The organism is Rhodococcus wratislaviensis, assembly GCF_041228765.1.
In the GTDB taxonomy this organism is placed as follows: Bacteria; Actinomycetota; Actinomycetes; order Mycobacteriales; family Mycobacteriaceae; genus Rhodococcus_F; species Rhodococcus_F wratislaviensis.
Genome location: NZ_CP150488.1, coordinates 2,224,733 through 2,249,440, shown reverse-complemented (window position 1 = coordinate 2,249,440; position 24,708 = coordinate 2,224,733). Strand labels below are relative to the sequence as shown.

Below are 24,708 nucleotides of genomic sequence, written 5' to 3'. Positions count from 1 at the left end.
TCGAGGTCATGCCAGCAGACGACCGCACCGACCGACCGAGTCGGTACCGGCTGGCCGCGACGTCGCTGATGCGGGAGACAACCCTCGATGCGCTCCGGGAACTGCTGCTGGAACGTCCGTGGCCGACAATCACCATGACCGACGTCGCGGTCGCCGCGGGGCTGAGCAGGCAGACGATCTACAAAGAGTTCCGATCGCGGCGCGGCCTGGCGGAGGGGTACGCCCTTCGGCTGACCGACAGCCTCGTCACCGTCATCGAATCCGCTCTGTACGACAACCCCGGCGACGCGACAACCGCTCTGCGGCAAGGCTATGCGACGTTCTTCGAACTCAGCGGAGCCGATCCCCTGGTGATGTCGCTGCACCAGGGGAAGGCACCCGAGGATCTGCTGCGCCTGATCACGACGGACAGCAACATCATCATCCAACCGGCGGCCGAACGGCTCGCCCAGACGTTGCAACGGTCGTGGGTGAACTCCTCCCCGGACGACGCCGGGATCATCGCGCACGCGATCGTCCGGCTCGCCTTGAGTTTCATCGCCAACCCACCCCAGGACACCGCGGCGGCGTCCGCGAACACTGCCCGACTGTTCGCCCCGTTCGTTGCGGCTCCGCCACCCGTGAGTACTTCTTAACCTGGATCCACCGATGTGGTGTCGGGGTAGGTGAGTCGAAACGGCGAGATGCCCTTGCGTGCTGAAAGAATTGGACTTCTCACAGAACCAGTTCGATCGACACGAAGGGCATCTCTAGGGTGCAACTATCCCACACCCACCCGGTGACGGCCTCGGCGTTCGACGACCGCAATCTCCTCGCCGCGGCCGGACTGGTCCCGGTCCTGGGGTTGGCTCAGGACTGCGGCCTCGATGACCTGGCAGACGAGCATCTGACGCTGCCCACCGACAAGGGCGCACACGCGGGCCGGAAGGTGACCGCACTGGTAGCGGGCATGGTCGCCGGCGCCGACAGCATCGACGACATGGCGCTGCTGCGGCACGGCGCCATGCCCACGGTATTCGACCGCCCGTACGCCCCGTCGACGCTGGGCTCCTTCCTGCGGACGTTCTCCTTCGGGCACGTCCGCCAACTCGACGCCGTCGCCGCCCGATTCCTGCAAGGCCTGGCCGAACGAACACCGCTGGTCGGTGGGCCCGAATCAGGTGGGCGGATCCTCGTCGACCTCGACGACACCATCGTCGAGGTGCACGGGCACGCCAAGCAGGGTTCGGGCTACGGATATACGGGGGTCCGGGGTTGAACGCGCTGATCGCCACCGCCACCACCGACGGGCGGGCACCGGTGATCGTCGGCCAACGCCTGCGCCGCGGCGGCTGCGGATCCCCACGCGGGGCATCCCGGATGGTCAGCGACGCCCTCGCCACACTCGGCCGCCTGCGCCCGCAGCTGTCACCGGGGTCTGTGCTGGTGCGGGCCGACTCGGCCTTCTACGGGCACCCGACCGTGTCCGCGGCACTGCGCTCCGGCGCCGACGTCTCGGTCACGGTGCGGATGACCGCGACGGTGAAGGCGGCGATCGCCGCCATCGACGAGGATGCGTGGACCCCGATCGAATACACCGACGCCGTCTACGACGAACAGGCCGGCCGGTGGATCTCCCGCGCCGAGGTCGCCGAGATCGACTTCACCGCGTTCACCCGCCTCGCCTCCGAGCGGACACCGGGCCGGTTGGTGGTGCGCCGCATCCCCGACCTGCGGGAACACACCGATGGTCAGGGCACGTTGTTCGACGCCTGGCGGTTCCACGCGTTCTTCACCACCACCGACCCCGCCGTCCTGGACACCGTGGCCGCGGACAAGATCCACCGCGGGCACGCGATCATCGAGCAGGTCCACGCCGACCTGAAGAACTCCGCGCTCGCGCACCTGCCGTCGGGGCGGTTCGCCGCCAACAGTGCCTGGCTGGTGCTTGCGGTGATGGCGTTCAATCTCACCCGCGCCGCCGCCACCCTCACCGGGGCCCGCCTGGCCAAGGCGACGACCGCCACCATCCGCCGGACCCTGATCTCGGTCCCGGCGCGGATCGCGTCCTCGGCCCGCCGCCTCACCCTGCACCTGCCGCGGCGCTGGCCCTGGGAATCCGAATGGAACCAACTCTTCACCCACACCCGACATCGAAGACCCCAGGTCACCTAATCCGCCCGGCCACCCCCGGCCCCGACCCGAAAGACCCAGTGGAACAACCCGACACATCGGTCGGGCGATCACCCACACCCCTGACAGCCCATCAACGGCCACAACCGAACCCATCACCCGACCCGCCCCTATCGGTGGATCCAGGCTTAACCGCCCGACGTTTGTTGAGTCTGGGGACATGTGAGACAGATGATGTCTACCCAGATGTGAGACACGCTGCCGTCGACGAGGTGTGAGGCACCTGACTGGTCGTGAACTTGGTTCATGACCGGAACGGATGCCGTCATGGACCTGCTACACGCCCTGCTGGTGCTCGCCCACGCCACCGGCGCCGACATGTTCGACGGGAACTTCGCCCGCTGGTGCGCCGACCACGGGATCTCCCGCGCCACCGCCTACCGACACAAGAAACGGATCGAGGAGGAGGGCCGGTGGACCACCCGGTCCCGCCGGCCCACCTCCTGCCCACACGCCACCCCACTACCGGTCGAGATCGAAATCGTCCGGCTTCGCCTGAACCTGCCCCACCACGAGCGCGGCGCCGACACCATCGCCTACCACCTGCAGGCCGTCGCCGACAAACACCACTGGGCCGCCGAGGGCTGGACCATCCCGTCCCGGGCCACGATCAACACGATCCTCTCCCGCTACGACCTGGTGATCCCGGAACCGAAGAAACGCCCGAAATCGTCGTACCGCCGGTTCTGCTACCGCAACCCCCGCGACTGCTACCAGATCGACGCCACCCAGGTCCGGTTGGCCACCGGCGAGAAGGTCGTCGTCTTCGAGGTCCTCGACGACTGCACCCGCACCCTGGTCGCCACCCGGGTCGCGGACGCCGAAACCGCCGCCGGGGCGATCGCGGCGATCACCGCCGCGTTCACCGGCTTCGGGATCCCGGCGTTGGTGCTCGCCGACAACGGCAGCGCGTTCACCTCCCGCCGCACCAAGGGCGGCATCTCCGGCTTCACCCGGGTCGTGGAGCAGGCCGGGGCCCGGCTGATCCACTCCACCCCGTATCACCCGCAGACCTGCGGGAAGGTCGAACGCCACCACCGCACCTTCAAGCAATGGTTGGCCGCACGGCCCACCACCGCGGCCACCACCACCGAACTGCAGCAACTGTGCGAGACCTACCAGCGGTTCTACAACACCGAACGCCCGCACAGCGCCGTCAAGATGCCACCGCTGCAGGCCTGGCGGAATGCGGCGATCCACGGTGGGCCACAGCACCTTCCGATCCAACACGACGCCACCGTGCACGCCCTCGTCGTCTCCTCCACCGGCACCGTGTGCGTCGACTCCCGCGCCCGCCTGAGCGTCGGCCGAAAGATGGCCGGACAGACCGTCACCCTGCTGCGCGACGACGACCACGTCACCGCCTACACCACCGACGGCGACGTGATCGGCCACCTACACCTCGACCACACCAAGCGCTACCAAGGCAAACTCCGCCCCGCCTAAAATCTGTCTCACATCTACGTAGACACCCGTGTCTCACATCTACGTAGACAGCACAAACCGCCCGACGTTAATAAGTACTCACGGGGGCGTCAGCCCAAAGGGGTGCCGACATAGTTCTCGGCGATGAGGGTGCGGCCGGCGACGGAGCGGGTGACCATGTCCAGTTCGGCGACCTGCCGCTTGTGGCCGAATCCGGTGTCGTCGGGGAGTCGATGCAGCATCGAGGACATCCACCAGGAGAAGTGCTGGGTCCGCCACACGCGTGGGAGGACGCTGTCGGTGTAGCCCTCGAGCCCGGCCCGGCTGCGGGTGGCGAAGAACTCGGCCATCGCCTTGGACAGGAAGTACACGTCGGCGATCGCCAGGTTCATGCCCTTCGCGCCGGTGGGCGGCACGGTGTGGGCGGCGTCGCCGGCGAGGAAGAGGTTGCCGTGCTGCATGGGCTCGCACACGAAGCTGCGGAACTGCAGGATCGACTTCTGGAAGATCTTGCCGTCCTTGATCTCCGCGCCCTCGCCGTCGACGCGGGCGTGCAGTTCCGACCAGATGCGGTCGTCGGACCAGTTGTCGACGGAGTCGTCCGGGTCGACCTGCAGGTAATGCCGCTGGACCTCCGGCGTGCGGGTGCTGATGAGCGCGAAGCCGCGAGGGTGGTTGGCGTAGATCAGTTCCTCGGACGACGGCGGGGCCTCGGCGAGGATGCCGAACCAGGCGAACGGGTACTGGCGGAAGTGGTCGGTGCGCACGGTGGTCTCGGGGATGAGACCGCGGGTCGTGGTGCGCGATCCGTCGCAGCCGGCGACGAGCGCGCAGGTGAGCGTCTGCTCGTTGCCGTCGGCGTCGAGGTAGGTGATTTTCGGGTTGTCGGACGTGTGGTGCAGAACCTGCACGTCGGAGACGCCGAATCGGATGTCGCCGCCGTCTTCGAGGCGCCGGGCGATGAGGTCCTTGAGGACCTCGTGCTGCGGGTAGACGGTGACGGCGCGACCGCCCGTCAGTTCGTCGAAGTCGATGCGGTGGCCGCGGCCGCCGAACCGTAGTTCGATGCCGTGGTGGGTGAGTCCTTCACGCTTGACGCGGTCGCCGAGTCCGGTGTCGACCATCAGGTCGACGGTGTTCTGTTCGAGCACACCGGCCCGGATCGTGCCCTCCACCTCCTCGCGGGTGCGGCATTCGAGCACGACGGAATCGATGCCCTTCAGGTGCAGGAGATGGGACAGCATCAGCCCTGCGGGACCCCCGCCGACGATCCCGACCTGTGTGTTCATGAGCAGACTCCTCGCGTAGTTCGTGACACCAGTCACTGTGCTGCCCACCGTGTGATCGCAACACCCCCTCTTTCACTGAGTGAAAGACGAGCTACGCGACGCCGCGGGAGATGCCCCGCGCAGCCGCCCGCACCGCCGGGATCAGGGGTGCGGGATCCTTCTCCGCCGGAACCACGACCGACACCGCTGCCACCACCTCACCCGTCGACCGCGACACCGGCGCGGCCACGGCCAGCGTCCCGACGTTGAGGTGTTCGCGGCACGTGACCCAGCCGGTCCGGCGGATGTCGTCGAGGGTGCTGCGCAGGCGATGTTCGGTGGTGATGGTCGACGGCGTGAAGCGTTCCAGGCCCGCCGCGAGGACCTCGTCGAGCAGGGCTTTGCCGCCGAACGCCAGCAACACGAGACCGCCGCTGGACGCGTGCAGCGGCAGCCTGCCGCCGGCCCTCCCGACGACGGTCACGGCGCCGCGCGCCGACAGCCGTTCGAGGTAGAGAGCCTCGAGATCTTCCCGGACCACGAGCTGGACGTTCTCGCGCGTCGCCTCGTACAGGTCCTCGAGATAGGGCAACGCCACCTGCCGCAATCCGTGAGCGCGGGGCGCGAGCGCACCCAGCTCCCACACCCGCACCCCGATCTCGTAGTGCCCGTCGTCGACGCGTTCGAGGGCGCCGTTGTCGACCAGCTGACGGCACAGCCGGTGCACCGTCGGCAGCGGCAGTCCGGTGCGCCGGCTCAGCTCCGACTGCGACAGCCGCGGACGCTCCGACGTGAACGAACCCAGCACCAGGAAGGCGCGTCCCAGCATGCTGCGATCGTTTTCGGACATGCCGCAAGTATCCCGGTCACCACCAGCGGGTGGCCATGCCGATCTGCCGGTCGAGTTCGGGGACGAGGCTCCGGACGTATGTCGCCGAGAGATGATGCGAATCGTGATAGACGAGGATGTTTCCCTGCACCGCACGGCAGATCGCCACGTCACACACGGCGTCCGTGAGGTCGAGCGGATACACCGACGGCAGGTCGCGGGCCGCGTCGAGCGTGGGGTTGTCCGGGGCGAGCACGTCGTCCCGGGGCATGCCGCAGCTGTCGGCGTCGCCGCCGTCGGCGAGGCAGTCGACGACCGAATACGGGACGCCGTCGTTGTGCAGCCACGGCGTGTCGCGGATGCCGAGGAACGGCAGCCCGAAATCCGCGAGCCGCGCCCACAGGCCCACGTAGTCTTCGGGCGTGACGTCGCCTGCGCCCTCCTCGTTGGGACGCGAGGACGTCGAGAACACCCAGTCCGGCCGGTGATCCCGGAGACGGTCGAGGACGTCGCGGGACCAGTCGCCGCAGTCGGGATACGGCTCGCCGGCGAGCAGCGGGACGTCCGCGACGGTCAGCGGGCACCCCATCTTGAGGTACGTCTCGACCCGGATACCGCGCTGCTGCCCGATGCGATCGAGCGCGGGCACCCAGTGCTCGGCGTGGGAACTGCCCACCACGGCGATCGTCCGCTCCGCGCTGAGGTCGCCGTACACGCAGGTGACGACGTCGCGGGTGGTCAGGTCGGAGATGCAGCGGTCGAGGGTCGGCTGCGGAAGATCTCCCGACGCCTCGAGCAGGGTGGGTCGCATGTCCGTGCGCGGCGCGAATGCGCCGTCGGTCAGCGACGCCGCGCCCGGGTACAGCCACGGGTCCAGCTCACCGACCCGGGCGGTCGTCTCGGGGTTGCGGACCAGATACACGTGCCAGCCGGACGCGGTTCCCACCACGGCGACGCCGAGGATCGCGACCAGCGCGGTCAGCAACCGCCGCGGACGGGCCGACCCCGTCTGGAACCGCACTTCGATCAGCCGCTGGGTGAGCCACGCCAGCACCAGCGACACGAGGATCACCGCGAGTCCACCGAGCGCGCCGACCGCGGGCCGCTCGCGCCACGTGAGGTAGAAGATGAGGATCGGCCAGTGCCACAGGTACAGCGAATAGGCCAGGCCACCGAGTTCGACGAACGGCCGCGACGCCATCATCGTCACGATCCCCGGTTGCTCGGAGGGGCCGACGCCCGCGAGGATCAGCGCCACCGCCGCACCGACCGGAATCAGGGCCGCCGGACCGGGGAACAAGGCGGCGCCGTCGACGAGGAACCCGCACCCGAGGACCACGGCGAACCCCGACACCGCGAGGACGGTGCGCCACCACCGAGACAGCGCGACGCGGTGCACGACGAGCGCGAGCAGCGCACCCGCGAGCAGCTCCCACAGTCGCGCGAACGTGTCGAAATACGCCCACGACTGCCGGTCCTGCGACAGCACCGCGGCATAGACGAACGACGCCACGAACCCCGCACCGAGCACGCCGCCGAGGAGGGGTCGCACGAGACCGATCCGGCGGCGGCACGTCCAGGCCACACCCGCGACGACCGCGAGCGCGAGCACGTAGAACTGCCCCTGCACGGACATCGACCACAGGTGCTGCAGCGGACTGACCGACGCGTCGGCGGCGGCGTAATCGGACGCGGTCCGGGCCAGCTGCCAGTTCTGCACGTACAGCAGTGAGGCGAGGAGTTGGTCCGCGATCCCCGACCACTGCGTGAACGGCCGCTGGATCACGGTCGCGACCGCGGTCGCGGCCGACACCACCACCAGCGCGGGCAGCAGGCGGCGGGCGGTGCGCCGCAGGACTGCGGGGACCGACGGACCCGAGCCCGCAGACGCGCGTCGCACGAGCATGCCGGTGAAGAAGAATCCCGAGAGCACCAGGAAGATGTCGACGCCGCCGGACACCCGGCCGAACCACACGTGATAGACCACGACCAGCGCGATCGCGATTCCGCGCAGACCGTCGAGGTCGTACCGGTAACCGCTCGCAGCCGACGGTGGCGTCGCGGCGTGGCTCGGACGGCTCGCGGCCACCTGGGGGTTGGGTCTCACAGTCCGTCCTGGCTCATCAACTCGGTACCCGATCGATTATCCACACAGGGTTTACCAGTTCTTGACCAACCCGAGCGCGGCCGAATGTCACAGCGGTCTGCATGGACGGCACCGAGGTGACATTGGGCGAGCGCCCAGGAGCGGCGGATCGCCTGGGTGTGGAGTAGCCGATGTTTGACAGGCAACTATGGCGCGCCACACAATAAGTGCGCGTATAGAACTAGGGTTCGCATTGCGAACGCCCGCGCACATCACCGTCGAACGTCGAGGACACCATGACCACTTCCCAACGAAGCGCCGCCCGCGCCTCCACCGCCCTCTGGGTCGCGCCCCTCTGCTGGGTAGCCGTGCTGCTCGACGGCTTCGACCTGGTCGTCCTCGGCGCCGTCATCCCTTCCCTCCTCGACTACGAGGACTGGGGTCTGACCACGGGAACGATCACGTTCATCTCGACATTCGGCCTGGTCGGCATGACGATCGGCGCGCTGGTCATCGGCACGCTCACCGACGTCGTCGGACGCAGGCGTGCACTCCTGTTCGCCGTTGCGGCGTTCTCCATTCTCACGCTTCTCTGCGCGGTGGCACCCAACCCGTTCTTCTTCGGACTGTTCCGCTTCCTTGCGGGGGTCGGGCTCGGCGGCGCACTACCGACGGCGCTGGCCCTGGTCAACGAGTTCTCGAAGAGGCAGGGCGGCGGCTCCGCGTCGACGCTGCTGATGACCGGCTACCACGTGGGTGCCGTCGCGACCGCTGCGCTGGCGATCGTCCTGATCGAACCGTTCGGCTGGCGTTCGATGTTCGTCGTCGGCGCCCTGCCCGCCGTGGTCCTGATTCCGCTGATGCTGCGGTACCTCCCCGAGTCCCCGTCGTACCTGCTGGCGCACGGCAAGCGCGCCGAAGCCGAGGCCATCGCGAAGCAGTACGGCCTGGAACTGGAGGCGGCACCGGCCGCCGACGCTCCCGTCGCGGCCTCGGCCAACCCGGTGCGCGCCCTGTTCTCGCGCCCGTTCCTGCGCAACAGCATCGCCATCTGGGTCACCTCGTTCATGGGACTGCTCCTCGTTTACGGTCTCAACACGTGGCTGCCGACGATCATGCGCGAGGCGGGCTACGACCTCGGCGCGTCACTGACGTTCCTGCTGATCCTCAACGCCGGCGCTGTGGTGGGACTGCTGATCGCGGGCGGCGTCGCCAACAAGATCGGCCCGCGCACGGCGGCCATCATCTGGTTCGCGGGCGCCGCGGTGTTCCTCGCCCTGCTCAGCGTCAAGGTGTCGTTCGGCATCTACGCGCTGGTGTTCCTCGCCGGCTGCTTCGTGTTCAGCGCACAGGTCCTCGTCTACGCGTTCACGAGCGCCAACCACCCGCCGCAGATCCGTGCGACCGCTCTCGGCTGGTCGGCCGGTGTGGGCCGGGTGGGCGCGATCTGCGGACCGATCCTCGGCGGCGTCCTGCTCGGTGCGGGCTATGCGGTCCCGTGGGGCTTCTACGCATTCGCCCTGGTCGGGCTGCTCGGCGCGATCGCCATCTCGTCCACCCGGACGGTGCGCTGAACTCCTGACAGCCGTCCGATGAGTTTCGGGCATGGGCGCGGTCTATATCGGCGAGGATGAATCGACGAGGACCTGCGAGAGGAACTGCGCCATGAAACCCATCACCCCCTGCCTCTGGTTCGACACCGAAGGTGAAGAGGCCGCGAAGTTCTACACGTCACTGTTTCCGAATTCGCGGATCACGGAGGTCACCCACTACGGCCCCGACACTCCCGGCCCCGAGGGGACGGTGCTGACGGTGTCGTTCGAGATCAACGGGCAGCCGTTCATCGCGCTCAACGGCGGCCCGCAGTTCACGTTCGACGAGGCCGTCTCTTTCGAGATCCTCTGTAAGGATCAGGCGGAAGTGGACCGGTATTGGGACGCCCTCACCGGCGACGGCGGCGAGGAAAGCCAATGCGGTTGGGTCAAGGATCGTTTCGGGGTCTCCTGGCAGGTGGTCCCCGAGCGGTTGTACGAACTCATGCGCGACCCGGACACCGAGAAGGCGCAGCGCGCCATGCAGGCCATGCTGAAGATGCGCAAACTCGACGTCGCCGAACTCGAGAAGGCGTTCGAGCAGGCGTGACGCCTGCCGACGGGGAGGTGGACGGCATGGCCGAGGACGGTAAGACGCACATCAACGGGGTGCACACGGTGGCGGTCCCTGTCACCGATCAGGATCGGGCGCTCGAATTCTATGTGGGCACACTCGGTTTCGAGCGTCGTATGGATGCGGAGTTCAGCCCCGGACAGCGGTGGGTGGAGGTGGCGCCACCGGGATCGGCAACGTCGATCGCGCTCGTGCCGACCCGTGACGGCGTCCCCGCGGGCGTCGAGACGGGTATCCGCCTCACCACCTCGGACGCTGACGCCGACCATGCGACGCTGTCGGCGAACGGCGTCGACGTGGACGCGGAGGTCCTGCGGATGGGCGACTACGTGCCGCCGATGTTCTACTTCCGAGACCCGGACGGCAACAAGCTCGTCATCGTCGAAGTGGGGTGAGCTGCACCCCCGACGACAGGGCCAGCACCTGGTCGGCGCGTTCCGCGTCGCGGGATTCGTGCGTGGCCACGACGACGATCGCACCCCGCGCGGCCTCTTCGGAGACGACGTTTCCGATCACCGCGCGGGCTTCGGCGTCGAGACCGGTGGTGGGCTCGTCGAGGAGCAGTAAGTCGCCGCGTTGCACGAGCGCCTGCGCGAGCAGGGCGCGTTGACGCTGCCCGCCCGACAGGGTGCCGATCCGCCGCCGGCCGAGGTCCGCGAGACCGAGCCTGTCCAGCGCCGTGTCGACGGCGGCACGGTCGCCGGGAGTGAGCCGGCGCCACAATCCGCGTCGGTTCCAGGCTCCCATGGCCGCCACCTCGCGCACGCTCAGCGGGAGCTGATCGCTCACCGCATTGCGTTGCGGCACATATGCCGTGCCCAGCCCCTTCGTGCCGTCGATCCGTCCCGCCGTCGGTCGCGCGATGCCGGCCAGGCACTGCAGGAGCGTCGACTTCCCCGAACCGTTGTGCCCCACGACGGCCGTGACGGTGCCCGGTGCGAGCCGCACGCTCACACCGTTCAACGCCGTGGTCGGGCCGTACCGGACCGCGATTTCGCTTACGACAATCATTATCGTTAGATTAGCAGAGTGCAGTGGCTACTCGACCCCCTGATGGTGTCCTTCGTCCGGCGCGCGCTCTTCGCGGGAATGCTGGTGTCCGTCCTCTGCGGCCTGGTGGGCACGTGGGTCGTGTTGCGCGGCATGGCCTTCATGAGCGAGGCCATCTCACACGGGATGCTGCCCGGGGTGGCCGTCGCCTATCTCGCCGGCGCGAACCTCCTCGTCGGCGCGGCCGCGAGTGCGGTCGTCATGATCCTCGGCGTCGCCTGGGTGTCGAAGAATTCGCGCCTGTCCGAGGACACCGGGATCGGCCTGCTGTTCGTCGGCATGCTCGCGCTAGGTGTCGTGATCGTCTCGCGTGCACGGTCGTTCGCGGTCGATCTCACCGCCTTCCTGTTCGGTGACGTCCTGTCGGCGACGCGGGAAGACCTGATCGGGCTCGCGGCGGCGGCCGCGGTCGCCGGGATCGTCTCGGTGATCGCGTACCGCCCCTTCGTCGCCCTCGTCTTCGACGAACGCAAGGCCCACACCCTGGGTCTGCAGCCTCGGTGGGCGCTCCTCGCGCTCCTCGCACTGGTGGTCCTCGCCGTGGTCGCCTCGTTCCGCATCGTCGGCACCCTGCTCGTGTTCGGTCTCCTCGTCGCCCCGTCCGCCACCGCAGCGTTGTTCGGCAGGTCGATCGGCGCGACGATGGCGATTGCCGTGCTCCTCGGCTGGTCCGCCACCTTCGCCGGGCTGATCGTGTCGTGGAATGCCGACACCGCCGCGGGCGCGACGATCGCCGGAATCGCCGTGCTCCAGTTCTTCGTCGCGGCCCTGGCCCGGTCGGCGGCGCGACGACTTCGGCCTGCCCGCTTGCCGACCCCGATACCCGTTCGATAGATGGAGACCCTGAATGCCCAACACGACCCTCGCCCGCGCAGCAATTGCCGCGGTCGCCGCGCTGACCCTCGGCGGTTGCGGATCTCCACAGGAGGAGGCCGCGTCCCCCGACAGCCGGAGCCAACCGGGTAGCGACCTTGCCGCCGAGGCCGGATCCACCGAGGTCGAGGGGCCCGAACCTCGGCTCGTCGTGTCGGATGCCGATTCCGGCCGCGTGGACGTGCTCGACCTCGCGACCGCCGAGACTCTCCACTCGTTCGAGTTCGACAACCCGGCGCGGGTGACGACGGTGAAGGACCGCTACGCGTTCGCCGTGGACGGCGCGGGCGGCGCGGTGCATGTGGTGGACGCCGGTTCCTGGACCATCGACCACGGTGACCACACCCACTCGTACACCAAGCCACCGGTCGAACTCGGCGTCCTCGAGGGCGGCACCCCGGCGCACGTGATCGAAGGTGACGACAAGGTGGCGACGTTCTTCGACGGCGACGGCGTCGCCCGCGTGATCGATTTCGCCGCGCTCCGCAAGGACAGCATCGACGTCGGGGCCGTCGTGGACGCCGACGCACCGCACCACGGCGTCGCGCTGCCGATCGCCAACGGTTTCGTGGTGTCGCACTCGGCCGCGAACGGAACCGATTCCCGCTCCGGCACGTTCGAGGTCCACACCGCGGACGGGGAGGTCGAGCATGGCTTCGACACCGCCTGCCCGAACATGCACGGCACGGCGGTGTCCGACACGGACGCACTGGCCGCGTGCGACGACGGACTGTTCCTCGCGACCACCGCCGCCGGCGCGTGGACGTCGCAGAAGGTTCCGTACCCGGCAGGCATCGGCGCCGCCACCCGACCCATGTCGTTCCGCGGACACGACGGCCTGCCGATCCAGGTCGCCGCCGCCGGACCCACCGCCACCAATGACGGGGTGCTGGTCTTCGATGCCCGCACCCGCGGGTGGACGCACGTCCGGACCGCGGATCGCGCGCTGGATGTCGCGCTGTCGGGCGACGGCCGCTCCGTGTTCGCGGTCCTCGCGGACGGCACCTTCCGCGTGTACGACACGGCGTCCGGCGCGGAGACCGCTTCCTCGCACGTCCTGGCCGCCCCCTACGACTGGAGCGACGAGTCGGCGACTCCGCCTGCCGTCGTCGTCGGCGGCACCCGCGCGTACGTCTCGGATCCCGCGTCGAAGACGGTGACCGAGATCGACTTCCGGGACGATGCGCGGGTCGCGCGCACTCTCGATGTCGGGGTCGCCGCGTCCACCCTCGGCGTGGTCGGGCTGTGAGCGGGATGCGGCGCCTGCTGCCGGCGGCCCTGCTGGCCGCACTCACGACGCTGTCCGTGACGGCGTGCTCCCCGGGCGCCTCCGACGGACCGGTCGTGGTCGTGACCACGAACATTCTGGGTGATGTGGTGCAGAACGTCGTCGGCGACCAGGCCGACGTGATGGTGCTGATGCCGAGAGGCGCCGATCCCCATTCGTTCGAGATCTCCGCATCGGACGCCGCGCGGGTGGAGCGTGCCGACCTGCTCGTCTCGAACGGTCTCGGACTCGAGGAGGGAATCGGCAAAACCGTCGACACCGCACGCTCCGAGGGCGTCCCGATCCTGCACGTCGGTGAGGCCGTGCGGCCGATCGAGTACCGTTCCGGAAAGTCCACGGGCACCCTGGATCCGCACATCTGGACCGATCCGGACCGGGTACGCGAGGCTGTTGCACTGATCCGCGACGCGGTGATCGACCACGTGCCGGAGATCGACGCGGGAGCCGTCCGCACGAACTCGGACAGCTACGCCCGGCAACTCGGGGAACTCACTGCCCGGATGACGGACAGATTCGCGACCGTCCCCGCAGATCGGCGAAAGCTGGTGACCAATCATCACGTCTTCGGTTATCTGGCCGAACGTTTCGGCTTCGACACCGTGGGGGCGGTGATTCCCAGCGGGACCACCCTGGCGTCGCCCAGCGCGTCGGACCTCTCGGACCTCGCCGCGACGATCACTGCGGCGCGGGTTCCCGCGATCTTCGTCGACTCCTCCCAGCCCGATCGGCTCGCGCAGGTCTTGGCCTCGGAGGCCGGTGTTCCCGTCGACGTCGTCTCGCTGTTCACGGAATCGCTGGGCGAGATCGGCTCGGGCGCGGGCACGTACATCGAGATGATGGATTCGAATTCCCTGGCGATCGCGGAGGGGCTGACGTAGCGACGCATTCACACATGCACACTTCCGACTTTGACAACCGTTTGCAATAAGAGTTAATTCTCCTGAGTGACCCTTATGCGTAGACCTCTCCCCACCGCCGTTGCCGCCGTGGCACTCTCGGCGACACTGCTCACGTCCTGCTCCACCGACTCCGGCACGGCCGAAGCGACCACCACCGACCCGGCCACACCGCGGCTGGCACTCAGCTACGACGGCGGCGTGCTGGTTCTCGACGCGCAGAGCCTCGACGTGGTCGGTTCGGCCGAGGTGGACGGCTTCACCCGGCTCAACCCCGCAGGCGACGACCGGCACGTGCTGGTCAGCACCGGAAACAGCTTCACCGCCCTCGACACCGCCGAACCCGCCCTCACCGACGTCACGTTCGAGGCGAAGACGCCCGGCCACGTGGTCCGGCACGACGGCAAGACCGTGTTGTTCGACGACGGCACCGGACTCGTGCGCGTGTTCGATCCGGCCGGACTCTCCGAAGGCACACCCGACACCACCGAGTTCACGACGCCGGAGGCGCATCACGGAGTGGCCGTGGAACTCTCGGACGGCAGCCTGCTCACCACGGTCGGCAACGAGGACGAACGCACCGGCATCGTCGTACTCGACCGCGACCGCAAGGAGATCGTGCGCAACGAGGACTGCCCCGGCGTGCACGGTGAGGCCGTCGCCGCCGGCGAGACGGTGGTCGTGGGATGCCAGAACGGCCTGCTGATCTACCGGGACGGCGTCATCACCAAGGTCACCAGCCCGGACCCCTACGGGCGAATCGGAAACCAGGCCGGCGACGAGGATTCACCGATAATCCTGGGCGACTACAAGACCGATCCCGACGCCGAACTCGAACGCCCCGAACGAGTCTCGCTCACCGACACCGCCACCGGACAACTCACCCTCGTCGACCTGGGCACCAGCTACACGTTCCGCTCGCTCGGGCGAGCCCCGCACGGTGAGGCCCTCGTCCTCGGCACCGACGGCGCCGTGCACGTGATCGACCCGAACAGCAAGGCGGTGAGCCGCACCGTCGACGTCATCGAACCGTGGACCGAGCCGGACAAGTGGCAGTCGCCGAGGCCCGCGCTGTACGTGCAGGACCACACCGCCTACGTGACCGACCCCGCGAACAAGAAGATCCACACGATCGACCTCGACACCTGGGCAGTGTCCGGGCAGGCCGACCTGCCGGAGACCCCGAACGAGATCACCGGCGTCGCCGGCTGATTCGCGTACGCAGCGTCAGTCTTCGGCTTCCAGCGGTCCCAGTTCCGCGTCGAGCGCCTCCTGCACCACCGCCATCGCCGACAACCCGGCGGGGGCGCCGCAGTAGGCGCTCGCGTGGATCACCGCTTCGACGACCTCGGTGCGGGTCAGACCGTTGCGCAGGGCACCCCGCACGTGACCCTTCAGCTCACCGTGCGCGCGCAGCGCGATGAGCATGCCGAGGTTGAGGAGGCTGCGGCTGCGCCGATCCAACCCCGGCCGGTTCCACACGGCGTCCCAGACGTGCTCGGTGACGAACTCCTGCAGCTGCTCACTGTCGGTCCCCGCTGTGCGAGTGAGCGCCCGCTCGACGAAGTCGGCGCCCATCACCTCACGCCGCACCGTCAGCCCCGCCTCGACGGCCGGACTCCGCTTCCCGGGTTCTTCACTGGTCATGGGTTCACTCCTGTTCACAGCGCCTACGTGTTCGGGAGTCACTCTACGAGTCGACGCGATCGGCGCGGGTGAGGGCGACGACGTCGCGGACGGAGTAGGCGTGCGGAATATCCTCCAGCCCACCCTCGTACCGCAGCCGCCGCGGGAGCAGTCCGTCGGCCGGGTTGACCGACATCTGGGTCCGCGAGCGGGAAATCTTCGATCGCCATCGTCCCGGCCGGGACACGCGCTCGGTCGCGTCGCCGACCCTCACCACCAGCGGAGTGGCACCGAACCGGATCCGGGCGTAGCCGAGGGCAACCGCCAGGGCGTCGTTCACCCCGGCCGCAGTCGCACGACCTCGCTTCCCTGTGCTCAACCCGTGTCCGGGGAGGTCCACGACGACGACGTCGACGCCGTTCTCCGCCAGTTCCGCGGCGAAGGGGGTGAGGTACCGCGCGTGGAGTCCGGGTGGTGCCGGCAGGACCACGGTGGCTGAGCCGCCCGACTCCACGGTGGCTGAGCCGCCCGACCGCGCCGCGTGAACCTCGGCGTGCACGGCCCCGGTCGCCGCGGGAATCTGGACGTGCTCGATCCCGCGGCCGTCGACGCCGACGAATTCGGACGCCGGCTCCAGCGCCGCCTCGCAGGCGATGCGGCGCTCCAGGGCATCTTCCCTGCGCAGCAGGGGTTTCCCCTGCAGCAGGATCATGACGGCCGCCGACTCCCGGGCCGTCAGCGTCGGCGCCCAGCCGGTCGCCTCGGTCAGGCGCGTCGAATCGACGACGGTCTCCCCCGCGGTCACCCACTGGCCGGAGAACGCGGTGAGTCCCAGCCGGAACGCGACGTTCGCCGCCACGACCGCCGGGCGTTCGGGCACGTCGAACATCCGCTGTCCCTGCATCGCCGCGAGGTCGCGGACACCCACCCAGTCCCGCGGTCCGAGGTTGAACGGGCCCACCAGGTCCTGCTTCGCGGCGCGGTGAAACGCATCCGCCATGTCCCGCTGGTGCAGGAATTGATACGCGGCGTCGTCGGCCCGCGGAAAGGCCCCGACCGGGCCGGTGAGCTGGTCGATGCCGTCGTTGGAGAAGTCCGGTCCGATGATGTAGGTGGGCCGCAGCATCGAGATCGCCATCTCCCCCGGGTGGCGGCGCAGCCACCACTCGGCGTAATGCTCGACCTCGGCCTTGTCGTGGAAATAGTATCGGTCGGGATCGCCTGCGGGATAGACGTCTTCGTTCACCGGCTTCGGACGCAGCTCGGGGCCGTACGCGTTGATGCTCGACGCGATCACGACGCGCAGCACGCCTGCCCGGTAAGCGGAGTCGATGACGTTGCGGGAACCCCTCAGGTTGATGTCGTGGGTCTCCGCCTTGTCCCGGATCTCCTCCACCACGAACGCCAGGTGGACCACGGCCTCGCAGCCACGGAACACCTCCTCGATGCCCGGATCACGAATGTCCATCCGGACGGACTCGAGTTTCGGATGTTCGATCGGCAGTTCCCGCCTGGCGAGCCCGATCACCGTGTCGATGTCCGGATCCGCCAGCAGCACAGGCAGGATCGCAGCACCGAAGTCGCTCGTCGCGCCGGTGACGGCCACCTTCATCACGCCGCGGCCTCCGTGACGGTCTCGGAGATCACGTCGACCGCCCGCCGCAACTGTGTGTCCGTGTGGGTGGCCATGACGCACAGCCGGAGCATCGCCCCCGAGCGGGGAACGGCGGGATAGAGTGCCGCACTGGTGAACACACCCCTGTCGAACAGGGCGCGCCAGAGGTTCATCGCCTCGAGGTCGTCGCCGACGTGGACGGACACGATGGGCGTCACGGTCTCACCACCGCCGGGCAGGGGCGACAACGCACCCACGTCGAGTCCGTTGTCCGCCAGTCCGGACCGCAGGACCGCGGCGTTGTCCAGCGCGCGTCGTGCGCGCTGTTCCCCCTCCTCGCTGCGGATCAGTCGCACCGCGGCGAGGGACGCCCCCACCGCGGCGGGAACACCGGACGTCGTGAACAGGAAGGCACGGGCATTCACCCGCAGCGAGTCGAGGAGGTCACGGGACCCCGCGATGAATCCTCCTGTGGAGCTGGGGCCTTTGGACAGCGAGGCCATCCGGATGTCGGTGTCGCCGTCGATGCCGAGCAGTTCGGCGGCGCCGGTCCTCTGCTTGCCGAAGATGCCGAGACTGTGCGCCTCGTCCACCATCAGGGCCGCACCGTAGCGGTCGCAGAGTTCGGAGACCGCGCCGAGTGGGGCGAGATCGCCCTCCATCGAATACAACCCGTCCACGATCACCAGCACCGCGCCGTCCCCGGCTGCGGTGTCCCCGAGAATGCTCTCCAGGTCGGCGACGTCGTTGTGACGGAATTTGCGGATCGTCGCACCGGACAGAGCACATCCGTCTCGAATCGACGCGTGGGCGGCAGAGTCGACCGCGACGACGTCGCCCACGCCGACGACGGCACTGATGGTGCCGAGATTCGTTTGATAGCCGGTGGTGAAGACCATGGCGTCCTCGGTGCCGTGCCATTCGGCGATTTCCGATTCGAGGTCGAGGTGCAGGTCCATGGTGCCGTTCAGGAGGCGGCTTCCGGTGATCGCGCCGCCGAACGTATCGAGGGCGTCCTGCGCTCCCTGACGGATGGCGGGGTGATCGGCCAGCCCGAGATAGTTGTTGGAACCGAGCATGATCCGGTCGGCGCCCTCCACCTGGACGATGGGCGCGGTGGCGGACTCCATCACCCGGAAGTACGGACTCACATCTGACTCACGAACTGCCCGGAGCAGATCTACCCGGTCGTCGCCAGCCAGCCTCTGGATCAATCTGTTCGCAGCCATCGATACCAATCTCCTCGCGGTGTGCATGATCGGAATTTCCCCGTTGATTCGGAGCGGCCGCCGATGCGGTTTGGTGGCACCGACCAAACCGGATTACTCCCCACTCCGAATATCCCTATGGATCTCCCTGGAGATCCGGAATTTCCGCGAACACATTCGAGGAGTGTCATGACCGCATTGATGGCCCGTGAACACGCAGCGCTGAAGTCGTATCTGCCCGACCTCGCCACCTACCTGGACGAGACACCACTGCTCACACTGGAGGGCCGGGACAGCGGGGCGATCGGGCGCTTCCGGGACGCGGGCGGTACCGCTCTGACCATTCCGAAGGAGTCCGGCGGGCTGGGCGCCTCCGCCCTGGACTCCGTGCGGGTCCAACGGGCGATCGGGAGCAGGTCGCCGTCTCTCGGCGCCGCCACCACCATGCACCATCTGTCGCTCGCCACCCTCAACGAGTTCGCGCAGGAGGGTACGGACGAGGACCGCGCTCTGATCACGAGCCTGGTGGAACAACGCGCCGTCGTCGCCTCCGGCTTCTCCGAGGGCGTCACCGGCGGCAACGTCTTCATCCCCACGATGACCGCCACCAGGACCGGGTCGAGCTACCTCGTCAACGGCAGCAAGAAGCCGTGCAGTCTGTCGAGTTCGATGGACCTGCTCACCGCCAGCGTGGAGGTCGACACCGGTGAGCGGGCGATCGCGCTGATCCCCGCCGGCACGCCGGGCATTTCGGTGCGCCCGTTCTGGGAGAGCTGGATCCTCGCGGGAGCCGAGAGCGACGAGGTGCACCTCGAGGACGTCGAGGTGCCCGCCGACCTCGTCCTCCTCAACGGCGCCGACGACCCCGACGGCCGACACGAGATGACCGGGTACCTGTGGTTCGGCATGCTCGTCACCGCGAATTACCTGGGCGCGGCGAGCGCGCTGCTCGAGCGGCTACTGGCGGCAGGCATGGACGACTACGAGGGTTACGTGCGCGCCGCCGCCGACGTGGAGAACGCGATGGCCGCGATCGAGAACATCGCCCGCGCCGTCGACGAAGGCGAACGCGGACAAGACATCTCGGTGCGGCTATTGTTCTCGCGCATCGCGATTCGCGACGCACTCGTCCGCGCGTCCGCGGCGGCCGTCGAGTCGCTCGGCGGGATCGCGTTCATCACGTCCTCCGATATCGGCTACCTCGCCGCCGCCGTCCACGCATTCGCCTTCCACCCGCCGTCACGGCGTTCGGTCTCCGAATCGCTCGCCAAGTTCCACGCCGGAGACGAGTTCGCCTTCGTCTGACCCCGCCGCGGTCCGGGCTGTCGGTGGCCGGGGATATAAAGGTCCCCGGACCACCGACCGCCCGACCAGGAGCTGTGATGCCCACCGAACACGACGTGCGCGCGATGATGCTGGCGTTGCCGGAGGCGCACGAGGTCGTGATCGCCAACTGGGGTGATCAGCCGACCTTCCGCGTGCGCAAGAAGATGTTCGGTCTCGTCGGGTACGGCGCCCCCACCGTGTGCCTCAAAGCGACGAAGGAAACGCAGGCGGCTCTGCTGCAGGAGGATCCCGACGTCTTCCTGGTCGCGCCGTTCTTCGGCCGGTGGGGCTGGATCGACGTCGTCCTCGACCGTGTCGACGCCGATGAACTGGCCGAGCTCGTCGAGGAGGCGTGGCGTCTCACCGCCCCGAAGCGCGTCGTAGCGGCGTACGACGCCGGGGGGCACCCCTAGTCCGTCGTGAACCGCCCGAGCTGGTGGCGCAGCGCCGTGTCGAGGTCGGGGCGCCGGAACCGGTGACCGCGGTCGAGGAGCTTGCCCGGGGTGACGCGCTGATCGGCGAGGGCGAGTTCGCGCGCGCCCTGCTCGCCGAGCAGGAGCTTCGGGCCGAAATCGGGGACCGGGAGGAACGCCGGCCGGTGCAGCACCGACGCCAGGACTGCGGTGTACTCCTCGTTGCGGACCGGGTTCGGCGCCACCGCGTTGACCGGACCGCTCAACCCCGCATCGACGACGGCGCGGTGGTAGACGTCGATCAGATCGTCGATGTCGATCCACGACAACCACTGCGTTCCGGCACCGAGACGACCTCCGAGTCCGACCTCGAACAGCGGCCGTTGCAGGCGCAGAACGCCGCCGCTCGGCGACTGGACGATCCCCGTGCGGACGTGGACCACCCGCAGTCCGGCGCTGGCGGCCGGCTTCGCTGCGTCCTCCCAGTCCGCCACGACATCGGCGAGGAAGCCGTCGCCCCGCGGGTCCTGCTCGTGGAGCACCTCGTCGCCCCGGTCGGGGCCGTAGTACCCGATCGCCGACGCACCGACGAAGATCTTCGGCCCCTGCCCGGACGCTGCGGCGACTTCCGCCAGCCTTCGGGTGGGCTCGATGCGACTGTCCCTGATCGCCCGGCGATGACCGTCGGTGAACCGTCCCGCGATGGATGCGCCGGCGAGGTGGATCACGGCGTCGACTCCGTCGAGCAGGTCCGCGGCAGGAGCGTCCGGGTTCCAGCGCCGCTCGTCGGGTGTGCTGGGAGCGCGGCGCACGAGACGAACCACCCGGTGCCCGCCGGTGCTCAGGAACGCGGTGAGGGCGGAGCCGACGAGACCGGAGCTCCCCGTCACCGCGACGGTGAGGGGACCGGGCAGGAGGGTGGACGCCCAGTGGTGCCGGTCCATGTCGTCGGCGAGCTGGCGATGGCGGTAGACGAACGTCGATCGGAGGAAGTGGCCGGGCACGATGGTGTCGACCCGGTCGGTGACCCGGGTCCGGCCCTCGGACACGACGTCGAACGTGTGCGTGTGCCGCCACGGCACCAGCAGTCGCAGCGGCAGGGCAGCCGAATAGTCGACGAACCGGTGCGGAGGGTCATACTCCTTCGCGTCGTGCTGCGCGATCCACGTCAGGCCGCCGGGCAGGCGCAGTTCGGCACGACCCGATTCCAGAGACTCGGATTCCTTCGCGAGACTCAGTGGCTGCCAGGGTGGTGAGAGCCGGGTGAACGCCCCGGCCCTCGTGTGCCAGGCGAACAACTCGTCCCGCGAGGCCTCGACCACACTCGAATGCACGATGCCCATGACCCGACCTTAGTCGCCACAGCGGGCGAGGCGGCGACAACGACGAGTAGCGTGTGGGAATGACACAGTTACGTGTACTGGTCACCGGCGCCACCGGATACATCGGCGGACGCCTCGCACCCCGGCTCGCGGAAGCCGGCTACCGGGTGCGGGTGCTGGTGCGTTCACCCGAAAAGCTCACCGACGTTCCCTGGGCCTCCGACGTCGAGATCGCCCGCGGCGACCTGAGCGATCCCGAATCCCTTTCTGCCGCTTTCACGGACGTGGACGTCGTCTACTACCTCGTGCATTCGATGGGCGGGTCGGACGAGTTCGAGGAGGCCGAACGCGTCAGCGCGGAGAACGTGGCCGAGGCCGCCCGCACGTCCGGTGTCGGCCGGATCGTCTACCTCGGCGGACTGCATCCCGACTCGGTCGACCTTTCGCCGCACCTGCGCTCCCGCACCCAGGTGGGGCAGATCCTCGTCGACTCCGGTGTTCCCACAATGGTTCTGCAGGCCGGGGTGGTCATCGGCTCCGGTTCGGCGTCGTTCGAGATGATCCGCCACCTCACCAACCGGCTCCCCGTAATGACCACCCCGCGGTGGGTGAACAACAGGATCCAGCCGATCGCCGTCCGCGACGTTCTGCACTACCTCGTCGCCGCGGCCGAGGCACCGTTGCCGCGCAGCCGCACCTTCGACATCGGCGGCCCCGACGTCATCCGCTACGGCGAGATGATGCAGACGTACGCCGAGGTCGCCGGTCTGCGTCAGCGTCGCATCCTCGTCCTCCCGGTGCTGACCCCGAAGCTCGCCGGTCTGTGGATCGGTCTGGTCACCCCGATCCCCCGCTCGCTCGGGCGGGCCCTGATCGAATCGCTGCAGAACGACGCGGTCGCCTCCGAGCACGACATCGACGATGTCATCCCGCCCCCGAAGGCAGGCCTGACCACGTACCGGGATGCCGTGCGATTGGCGTTGCGGCGCATCGACAACGGCGAGGTGGAGACGACATGGGCCAGTGCGTCCCCGGTCGGCGCCCCGTCCGATCCGCTCCCGTCCGATCCCGATTGGGCCGGTGAGGTCGTCTACACCGACGAACGCACCAAGGACTGCGACGCGAACGCCGGAACGCTGTGGAGCGTCGTCGAGAGCATCGGCGGGGAAAACGGCTGGTACTCGTTCCCACTCGCGTGGTCGGTGCGCGGCTGGCTCGACCGCGTGGTCGGCGGTGTCGGACTCACCCGTGGACGCCGGAACCCGAAACAGCTCAACACCGGCGACCCCCTGGATTTCTGGCGGGTCGAACGCATCGACCGGGGGTCGCTGCTACGACTGCGCGCCGAGATGCGGGCACCGGGCGGGGCGTGGCTCGAATGGCGCGTCCACAGTGTGGATCCCGACCGGTCCCGACTCGATCAGCGGGCCATCTTCTTCCCGAAAGGCCTCGCCGGACGGCTGTATTGGTACTCCATCATGCCGTTCCACGGAATCATCTTCAAAGGCATGATGGAGAACATCACCGGCTCCGCGGCCCGTCAGACCGTGCAGAGCGGCTGAATTCCTTCTCGGCCACCGGTGGTCGGGGACGTCAGCAACAGGCACGAGTTGTAGCCACGCGATTCCACCACCTGCCGGATCTGCGTCCATCCCGCGTCGTCGACCGCCGGGTTGCGGGACAGGACGAAACCCGAAGCCCGTGCCGGGTCACCGACGAGCGCCCACGAGTAGTCGTCGGCGATGTAAGTGACCACATAGTTGGTGGGACCGTCTAGTGAACTCTGAAACGGCACGTCCGGGAAACTCACGTGGAGTTGCGCATTGGTGACCGGGTCGGTGACACGCGCATTGCCGTTGATGCCGTTCGTTCCGCCCGACCAGGTGATGCACGAGTTGGCGACGCTGACGTTCGACGGGTCGACGAGCCCGTACGTCGCCCTCGTGTCCCGCGCACAGTCCAGGTTGAACGGCTGTGGCACAGCGGCCAACTGATACCACGTGCCGAGGTACCTCTGGACGTCGAGGGACGGGACGGGTGCGAGCGCACCGGGCTGAGCCTGTGCCGGGTTCGCCAGCACCACGGCCGCAGCGACGGTCAGCAGTCCTGCGGCGAATCCACGTGCCTTCGAGAGTGTCATCTCGAGTCCTTTCACGATCTCTTGCGTCGACGAAACGGGCAGCCTGAACAGAGGGCCTGCGCAGCACCCTCTCTCGGGGCATTCGACGCCTCTCCCGGATCGGATGGGTCGATCCGCGAAAACCTTCGACCCATCCGTTCGGGAGACCGCTCCGAATGCCTGTCGATGGTGCTCTTCCGCACCCACACCGGAGAGAGGCAATAACCCATGAACATCACCACACGAGTTCTGGCAGTCGCAGCGAGCACGTCCCTCGTCCTGCTGGGCGCAGCGTGTTCGTCGGACGACAGCGACTCGTCGAGCAGCGGCTCGGCTTCGGAGGCGATGACGTCCGAGTCGATGTCGTCCGGTTCGATGACCTCGTCCGCCATGGCCGATCCCGCCGCAAACCTGGTCGGTCCGGGCTGCGCCGAGTACGCGAAGACGGTGCCGGAGGGCGCCGGTTCGGTCAGCGGCATGGCGCAGGATCCCGTCGCGACGGCCGCGTCCAACAACCCGCTGCTCACCACCCTCACCGCCGCCGTATCCGGTCAGCTCAACCCGCAGGTCAACCTGGTGGACACGCTGAACAGCGGACAGTTCACGGTGTTCGCGCCGGTGGATGCCGCGTTCGCGAAGGTCGACCCGGCCACCATCGAGACCCTCAAGACCGACCCGGCGCTGCTCACCAAGGTCCTGACGTACCACGTGGTCCCAGGCCAGATCGCGCCGAGTGACATCGACGGCCAGCACACGACCGTCGAGGGTGGCACGGTCACCGTCACCGGTTCGGGCGACGACCTGAAGGTCAACGACGCCGGCGTCATCTGCGGTGGCGTCCAGACCGCCAACGCCACGGTGTACCTGGTCGACTCCGTCCTGATGCCCCAGTAAGCACCCTCCTCTCACAGTTCTCCGCGCCCGGCGGCATCGGTCCCACACCGATGCCGCCGGGCTGTCGCGTGCCCCACGTGAGTGCCATGGTGTGCTCCGGCACGCTTCGCCACTCACGTGAGCGGGTGCGGG

Annotated in this window: 22 protein-coding genes and 1 pseudogene; 14 read left to right on the top strand and 9 right to left on the bottom strand. The window is 68.5% G+C overall.

Annotated elements, in window-relative coordinates; genetic code table 11:
- Positions 1–8 precede the first annotated feature (8 nt).
- The 3 genes and pseudogenes from WKC72_RS10110 to WKC72_RS10100 all read left to right on the top strand — a co-directional run bounded on the left by WKC72_RS10110 (position 9) and on the right by WKC72_RS10100 (position 3,618).
- Positions 9–635 (top strand): TetR family transcriptional regulator, encoded by a 627-nt coding sequence (locus WKC72_RS10110; protein ID WP_370182447.1) that lies wholly within the window; start codon positions 9–11, stop codon positions 633–635.
- A 119-nt stretch (positions 636–754) separates the two neighbouring features.
- Positions 755–2,154: pseudogene (locus WKC72_RS10105) on the top strand (IS1380-like element ISRop1 family transposase).
- Positions 2,155–2,418: 264 nt separating this feature from the next.
- On the top strand, positions 2,419–3,618 hold the full coding sequence (locus WKC72_RS10100) for a DDE-type integrase/transposase/recombinase (RefSeq protein WP_370180656.1): 1,200 nt from the start codon (positions 2,419–2,421) through the stop codon (positions 3,616–3,618).
- 89 nt (positions 3,619–3,707) lie between these two features.
- Here WKC72_RS10100 and WKC72_RS10095 read toward each other — a convergent pair whose 3' ends face one another.
- The 3 genes from WKC72_RS10095 to WKC72_RS10085 all read right to left on the bottom strand — a co-directional run bounded on the left by WKC72_RS10095 (position 3,708) and on the right by WKC72_RS10085 (position 7,801).
- Positions 3,708–4,886 (bottom strand): 4-hydroxybenzoate 3-monooxygenase, encoded by a 1,179-nt coding sequence (locus WKC72_RS10095; RefSeq protein ID WP_268789501.1) that lies wholly within the window; start codon positions 4,884–4,886, stop codon positions 3,708–3,710.
- A 91-nt stretch (positions 4,887–4,977) separates the two neighbouring features.
- The gene (locus WKC72_RS10090; RefSeq protein ID WP_268789500.1) at positions 4,978–5,715 is read right to left on the bottom strand and encodes an IclR family transcriptional regulator; all 738 of its coding nucleotides are present in this window, start codon (positions 5,713–5,715) and stop codon (positions 4,978–4,980) included.
- A gap of 16 nt (positions 5,716–5,731) precedes the next feature.
- Complete coding sequence (locus WKC72_RS10085) at positions 5,732–7,801, bottom strand: acyltransferase family protein (protein WP_268789499.1); 2,070 nt, start codon at positions 7,799–7,801, stop codon at positions 5,732–5,734.
- Positions 7,802–8,076: 275 nt separating this feature from the next.
- Here WKC72_RS10085 and WKC72_RS10080 point away from each other — a divergent pair, with 275 nt between their 5' ends.
- From WKC72_RS10080 to WKC72_RS10070, 3 genes are all read left to right on the top strand, one after another.
- Positions 8,077–9,354, top strand: coding sequence for an aromatic acid/H+ symport family MFS transporter (locus WKC72_RS10080; protein WP_037226040.1), 1,278 nt, complete (start codon positions 8,077–8,079; stop codon positions 9,352–9,354).
- Between the two features lie 91 nt (positions 9,355–9,445).
- Positions 9,446–9,922 carry a VOC family protein gene (locus WKC72_RS10075; protein WP_037226042.1) on the top strand — a complete coding sequence of 159 codons (477 nt, stop codon included), beginning with the start codon at positions 9,446–9,448 and terminating at the stop codon, positions 9,920–9,922.
- 26 nt (positions 9,923–9,948) lie between these two features.
- Positions 9,949–10,341 carry a VOC family protein gene (locus WKC72_RS10070; protein WP_037226255.1) on the top strand — a complete coding sequence of 131 codons (393 nt, stop codon included), beginning with the start codon at positions 9,949–9,951 and terminating at the stop codon, positions 10,339–10,341.
- On the opposite strand, the gene aztA is transcribed toward WKC72_RS10070, so the two are convergent.
- Positions 10,322–10,957, bottom strand: a complete 636-nt coding sequence (aztA, locus tag WKC72_RS10065; protein WP_037226044.1) for a zinc ABC transporter ATP-binding protein AztA — start codon at positions 10,955–10,957, stop codon at positions 10,322–10,324. The two genes, WKC72_RS10070 and aztA, sit on opposite strands and share 20 nt — an antisense overlap.
- Positions 10,958–10,975: 18 nt before the next feature.
- Here aztA and aztB point away from each other — a divergent pair, with 18 nt between their 5' ends.
- The 4 genes from aztB to aztD all read left to right on the top strand — a co-directional run bounded on the left by aztB (position 10,976) and on the right by aztD (position 15,265).
- Positions 10,976–11,830: a zinc ABC transporter permease AztB gene (gene aztB / locus WKC72_RS10060; protein WP_268789498.1), complete on the top strand. Its 855-nt coding sequence runs from the start codon at positions 10,976–10,978 to the stop codon at positions 11,828–11,830.
- 13 nt (positions 11,831–11,843) lie between these two features.
- Complete coding sequence (locus WKC72_RS10055; RefSeq protein WP_268789497.1) at positions 11,844–13,118, top strand: ABC transporter; 1,275 nt, start codon at positions 11,844–11,846, stop codon at positions 13,116–13,118.
- A 5-nt stretch (positions 13,119–13,123) separates the two neighbouring features.
- Positions 13,124–14,035: a zinc ABC transporter substrate-binding protein AztC gene (gene aztC / locus WKC72_RS10050; protein WP_268792275.1), complete on the top strand. Its 912-nt coding sequence runs from the start codon at positions 13,124–13,126 to the stop codon at positions 14,033–14,035.
- 75 nt (positions 14,036–14,110) lie between these two features.
- Positions 14,111–15,265, top strand: coding sequence for a zinc metallochaperone AztD (gene aztD, locus WKC72_RS10045; protein ID WP_370182446.1), 1,155 nt, complete (start codon positions 14,111–14,113; stop codon positions 15,263–15,265).
- 15 nt (positions 15,266–15,280) lie between these two features.
- Here aztD and WKC72_RS10040 read toward each other — a convergent pair whose 3' ends face one another.
- Genes WKC72_RS10040 through WKC72_RS10030 form a run of 3 tightly spaced genes read right to left on the bottom strand, consistent with a single transcriptional unit; the run spans position 15,281 to position 18,523 of the window.
- Positions 15,281–15,700 carry a carboxymuconolactone decarboxylase family protein gene (locus WKC72_RS10040; protein ID WP_037226052.1) on the bottom strand — a complete coding sequence of 140 codons (420 nt, stop codon included), beginning with the start codon at positions 15,698–15,700 and terminating at the stop codon, positions 15,281–15,283.
- 43 nt (positions 15,701–15,743) lie between these two features.
- Complete coding sequence (locus tag WKC72_RS10035; RefSeq protein ID WP_370184321.1) at positions 15,744–17,291, bottom strand: NAD-dependent epimerase/dehydratase family protein; 1,548 nt, start codon at positions 17,289–17,291, stop codon at positions 15,744–15,746.
- Positions 17,291–18,523 carry an aminotransferase class I/II-fold pyridoxal phosphate-dependent enzyme gene (locus WKC72_RS10030; RefSeq protein WP_370182445.1) on the bottom strand — a complete coding sequence of 411 codons (1,233 nt, stop codon included), beginning with the start codon at positions 18,521–18,523 and terminating at the stop codon, positions 17,291–17,293. Before WKC72_RS10030 ends, WKC72_RS10035 begins: the two co-directional genes overlap by 1 nt.
- Before the next feature lie 168 nt (positions 18,524–18,691).
- On the opposite strand from WKC72_RS10030, the gene WKC72_RS10025 reads away from it, so the two are divergent.
- Together WKC72_RS10025 and WKC72_RS10020 are read left to right on the top strand one after the other, a co-directional pair.
- A complete protein-coding gene (locus WKC72_RS10025) occupies positions 18,692–19,807 on the top strand; it encodes an acyl-CoA dehydrogenase family protein (protein WP_370182444.1) in 1,116 nt (371 codons plus the stop codon).
- Between the two features lie 77 nt (positions 19,808–19,884).
- Entirely contained in the window at positions 19,885–20,241 is a 357-nt protein-coding gene (locus WKC72_RS10020; RefSeq protein WP_268789494.1) for an MmcQ/YjbR family DNA-binding protein, read from the top strand.
- On the opposite strand, the gene WKC72_RS10015 is transcribed toward WKC72_RS10020, so the two are convergent.
- On the bottom strand, positions 20,238–21,584 hold the full coding sequence (locus tag WKC72_RS10015; RefSeq protein ID WP_370182443.1) for a TIGR01777 family oxidoreductase: 1,347 nt from the start codon (positions 21,582–21,584) through the stop codon (positions 20,238–20,240). The two genes, WKC72_RS10020 and WKC72_RS10015, sit on opposite strands and share 4 nt — an antisense overlap.
- A gap of 59 nt (positions 21,585–21,643) precedes the next feature.
- Between WKC72_RS10015 and WKC72_RS10010 the strand changes: the two genes are divergently transcribed.
- A complete protein-coding gene (locus WKC72_RS10010; protein WP_112300125.1) occupies positions 21,644–23,125 on the top strand; it encodes an SDR family oxidoreductase in 1,482 nt (493 codons plus the stop codon).
- Here WKC72_RS10010 and WKC72_RS10005 read toward each other — a convergent pair.
- The gene (locus WKC72_RS10005; RefSeq protein ID WP_370182442.1) at positions 23,104–23,703 is read right to left on the bottom strand and encodes a lipocalin family protein; all 600 of its coding nucleotides are present in this window, start codon (positions 23,701–23,703) and stop codon (positions 23,104–23,106) included. The two genes, WKC72_RS10010 and WKC72_RS10005, sit on opposite strands and share 22 nt — an antisense overlap.
- A 207-nt stretch (positions 23,704–23,910) precedes the next feature.
- Here WKC72_RS10005 and WKC72_RS10000 point away from each other — a divergent pair, with 207 nt between their 5' ends.
- The gene (locus WKC72_RS10000; protein WP_370182441.1) at positions 23,911–24,576 is read left to right on the top strand and encodes a fasciclin domain-containing protein; all 666 of its coding nucleotides are present in this window, start codon (positions 23,911–23,913) and stop codon (positions 24,574–24,576) included.
- The last annotated feature ends 132 nt before the right edge of the window (positions 24,577–24,708 follow it).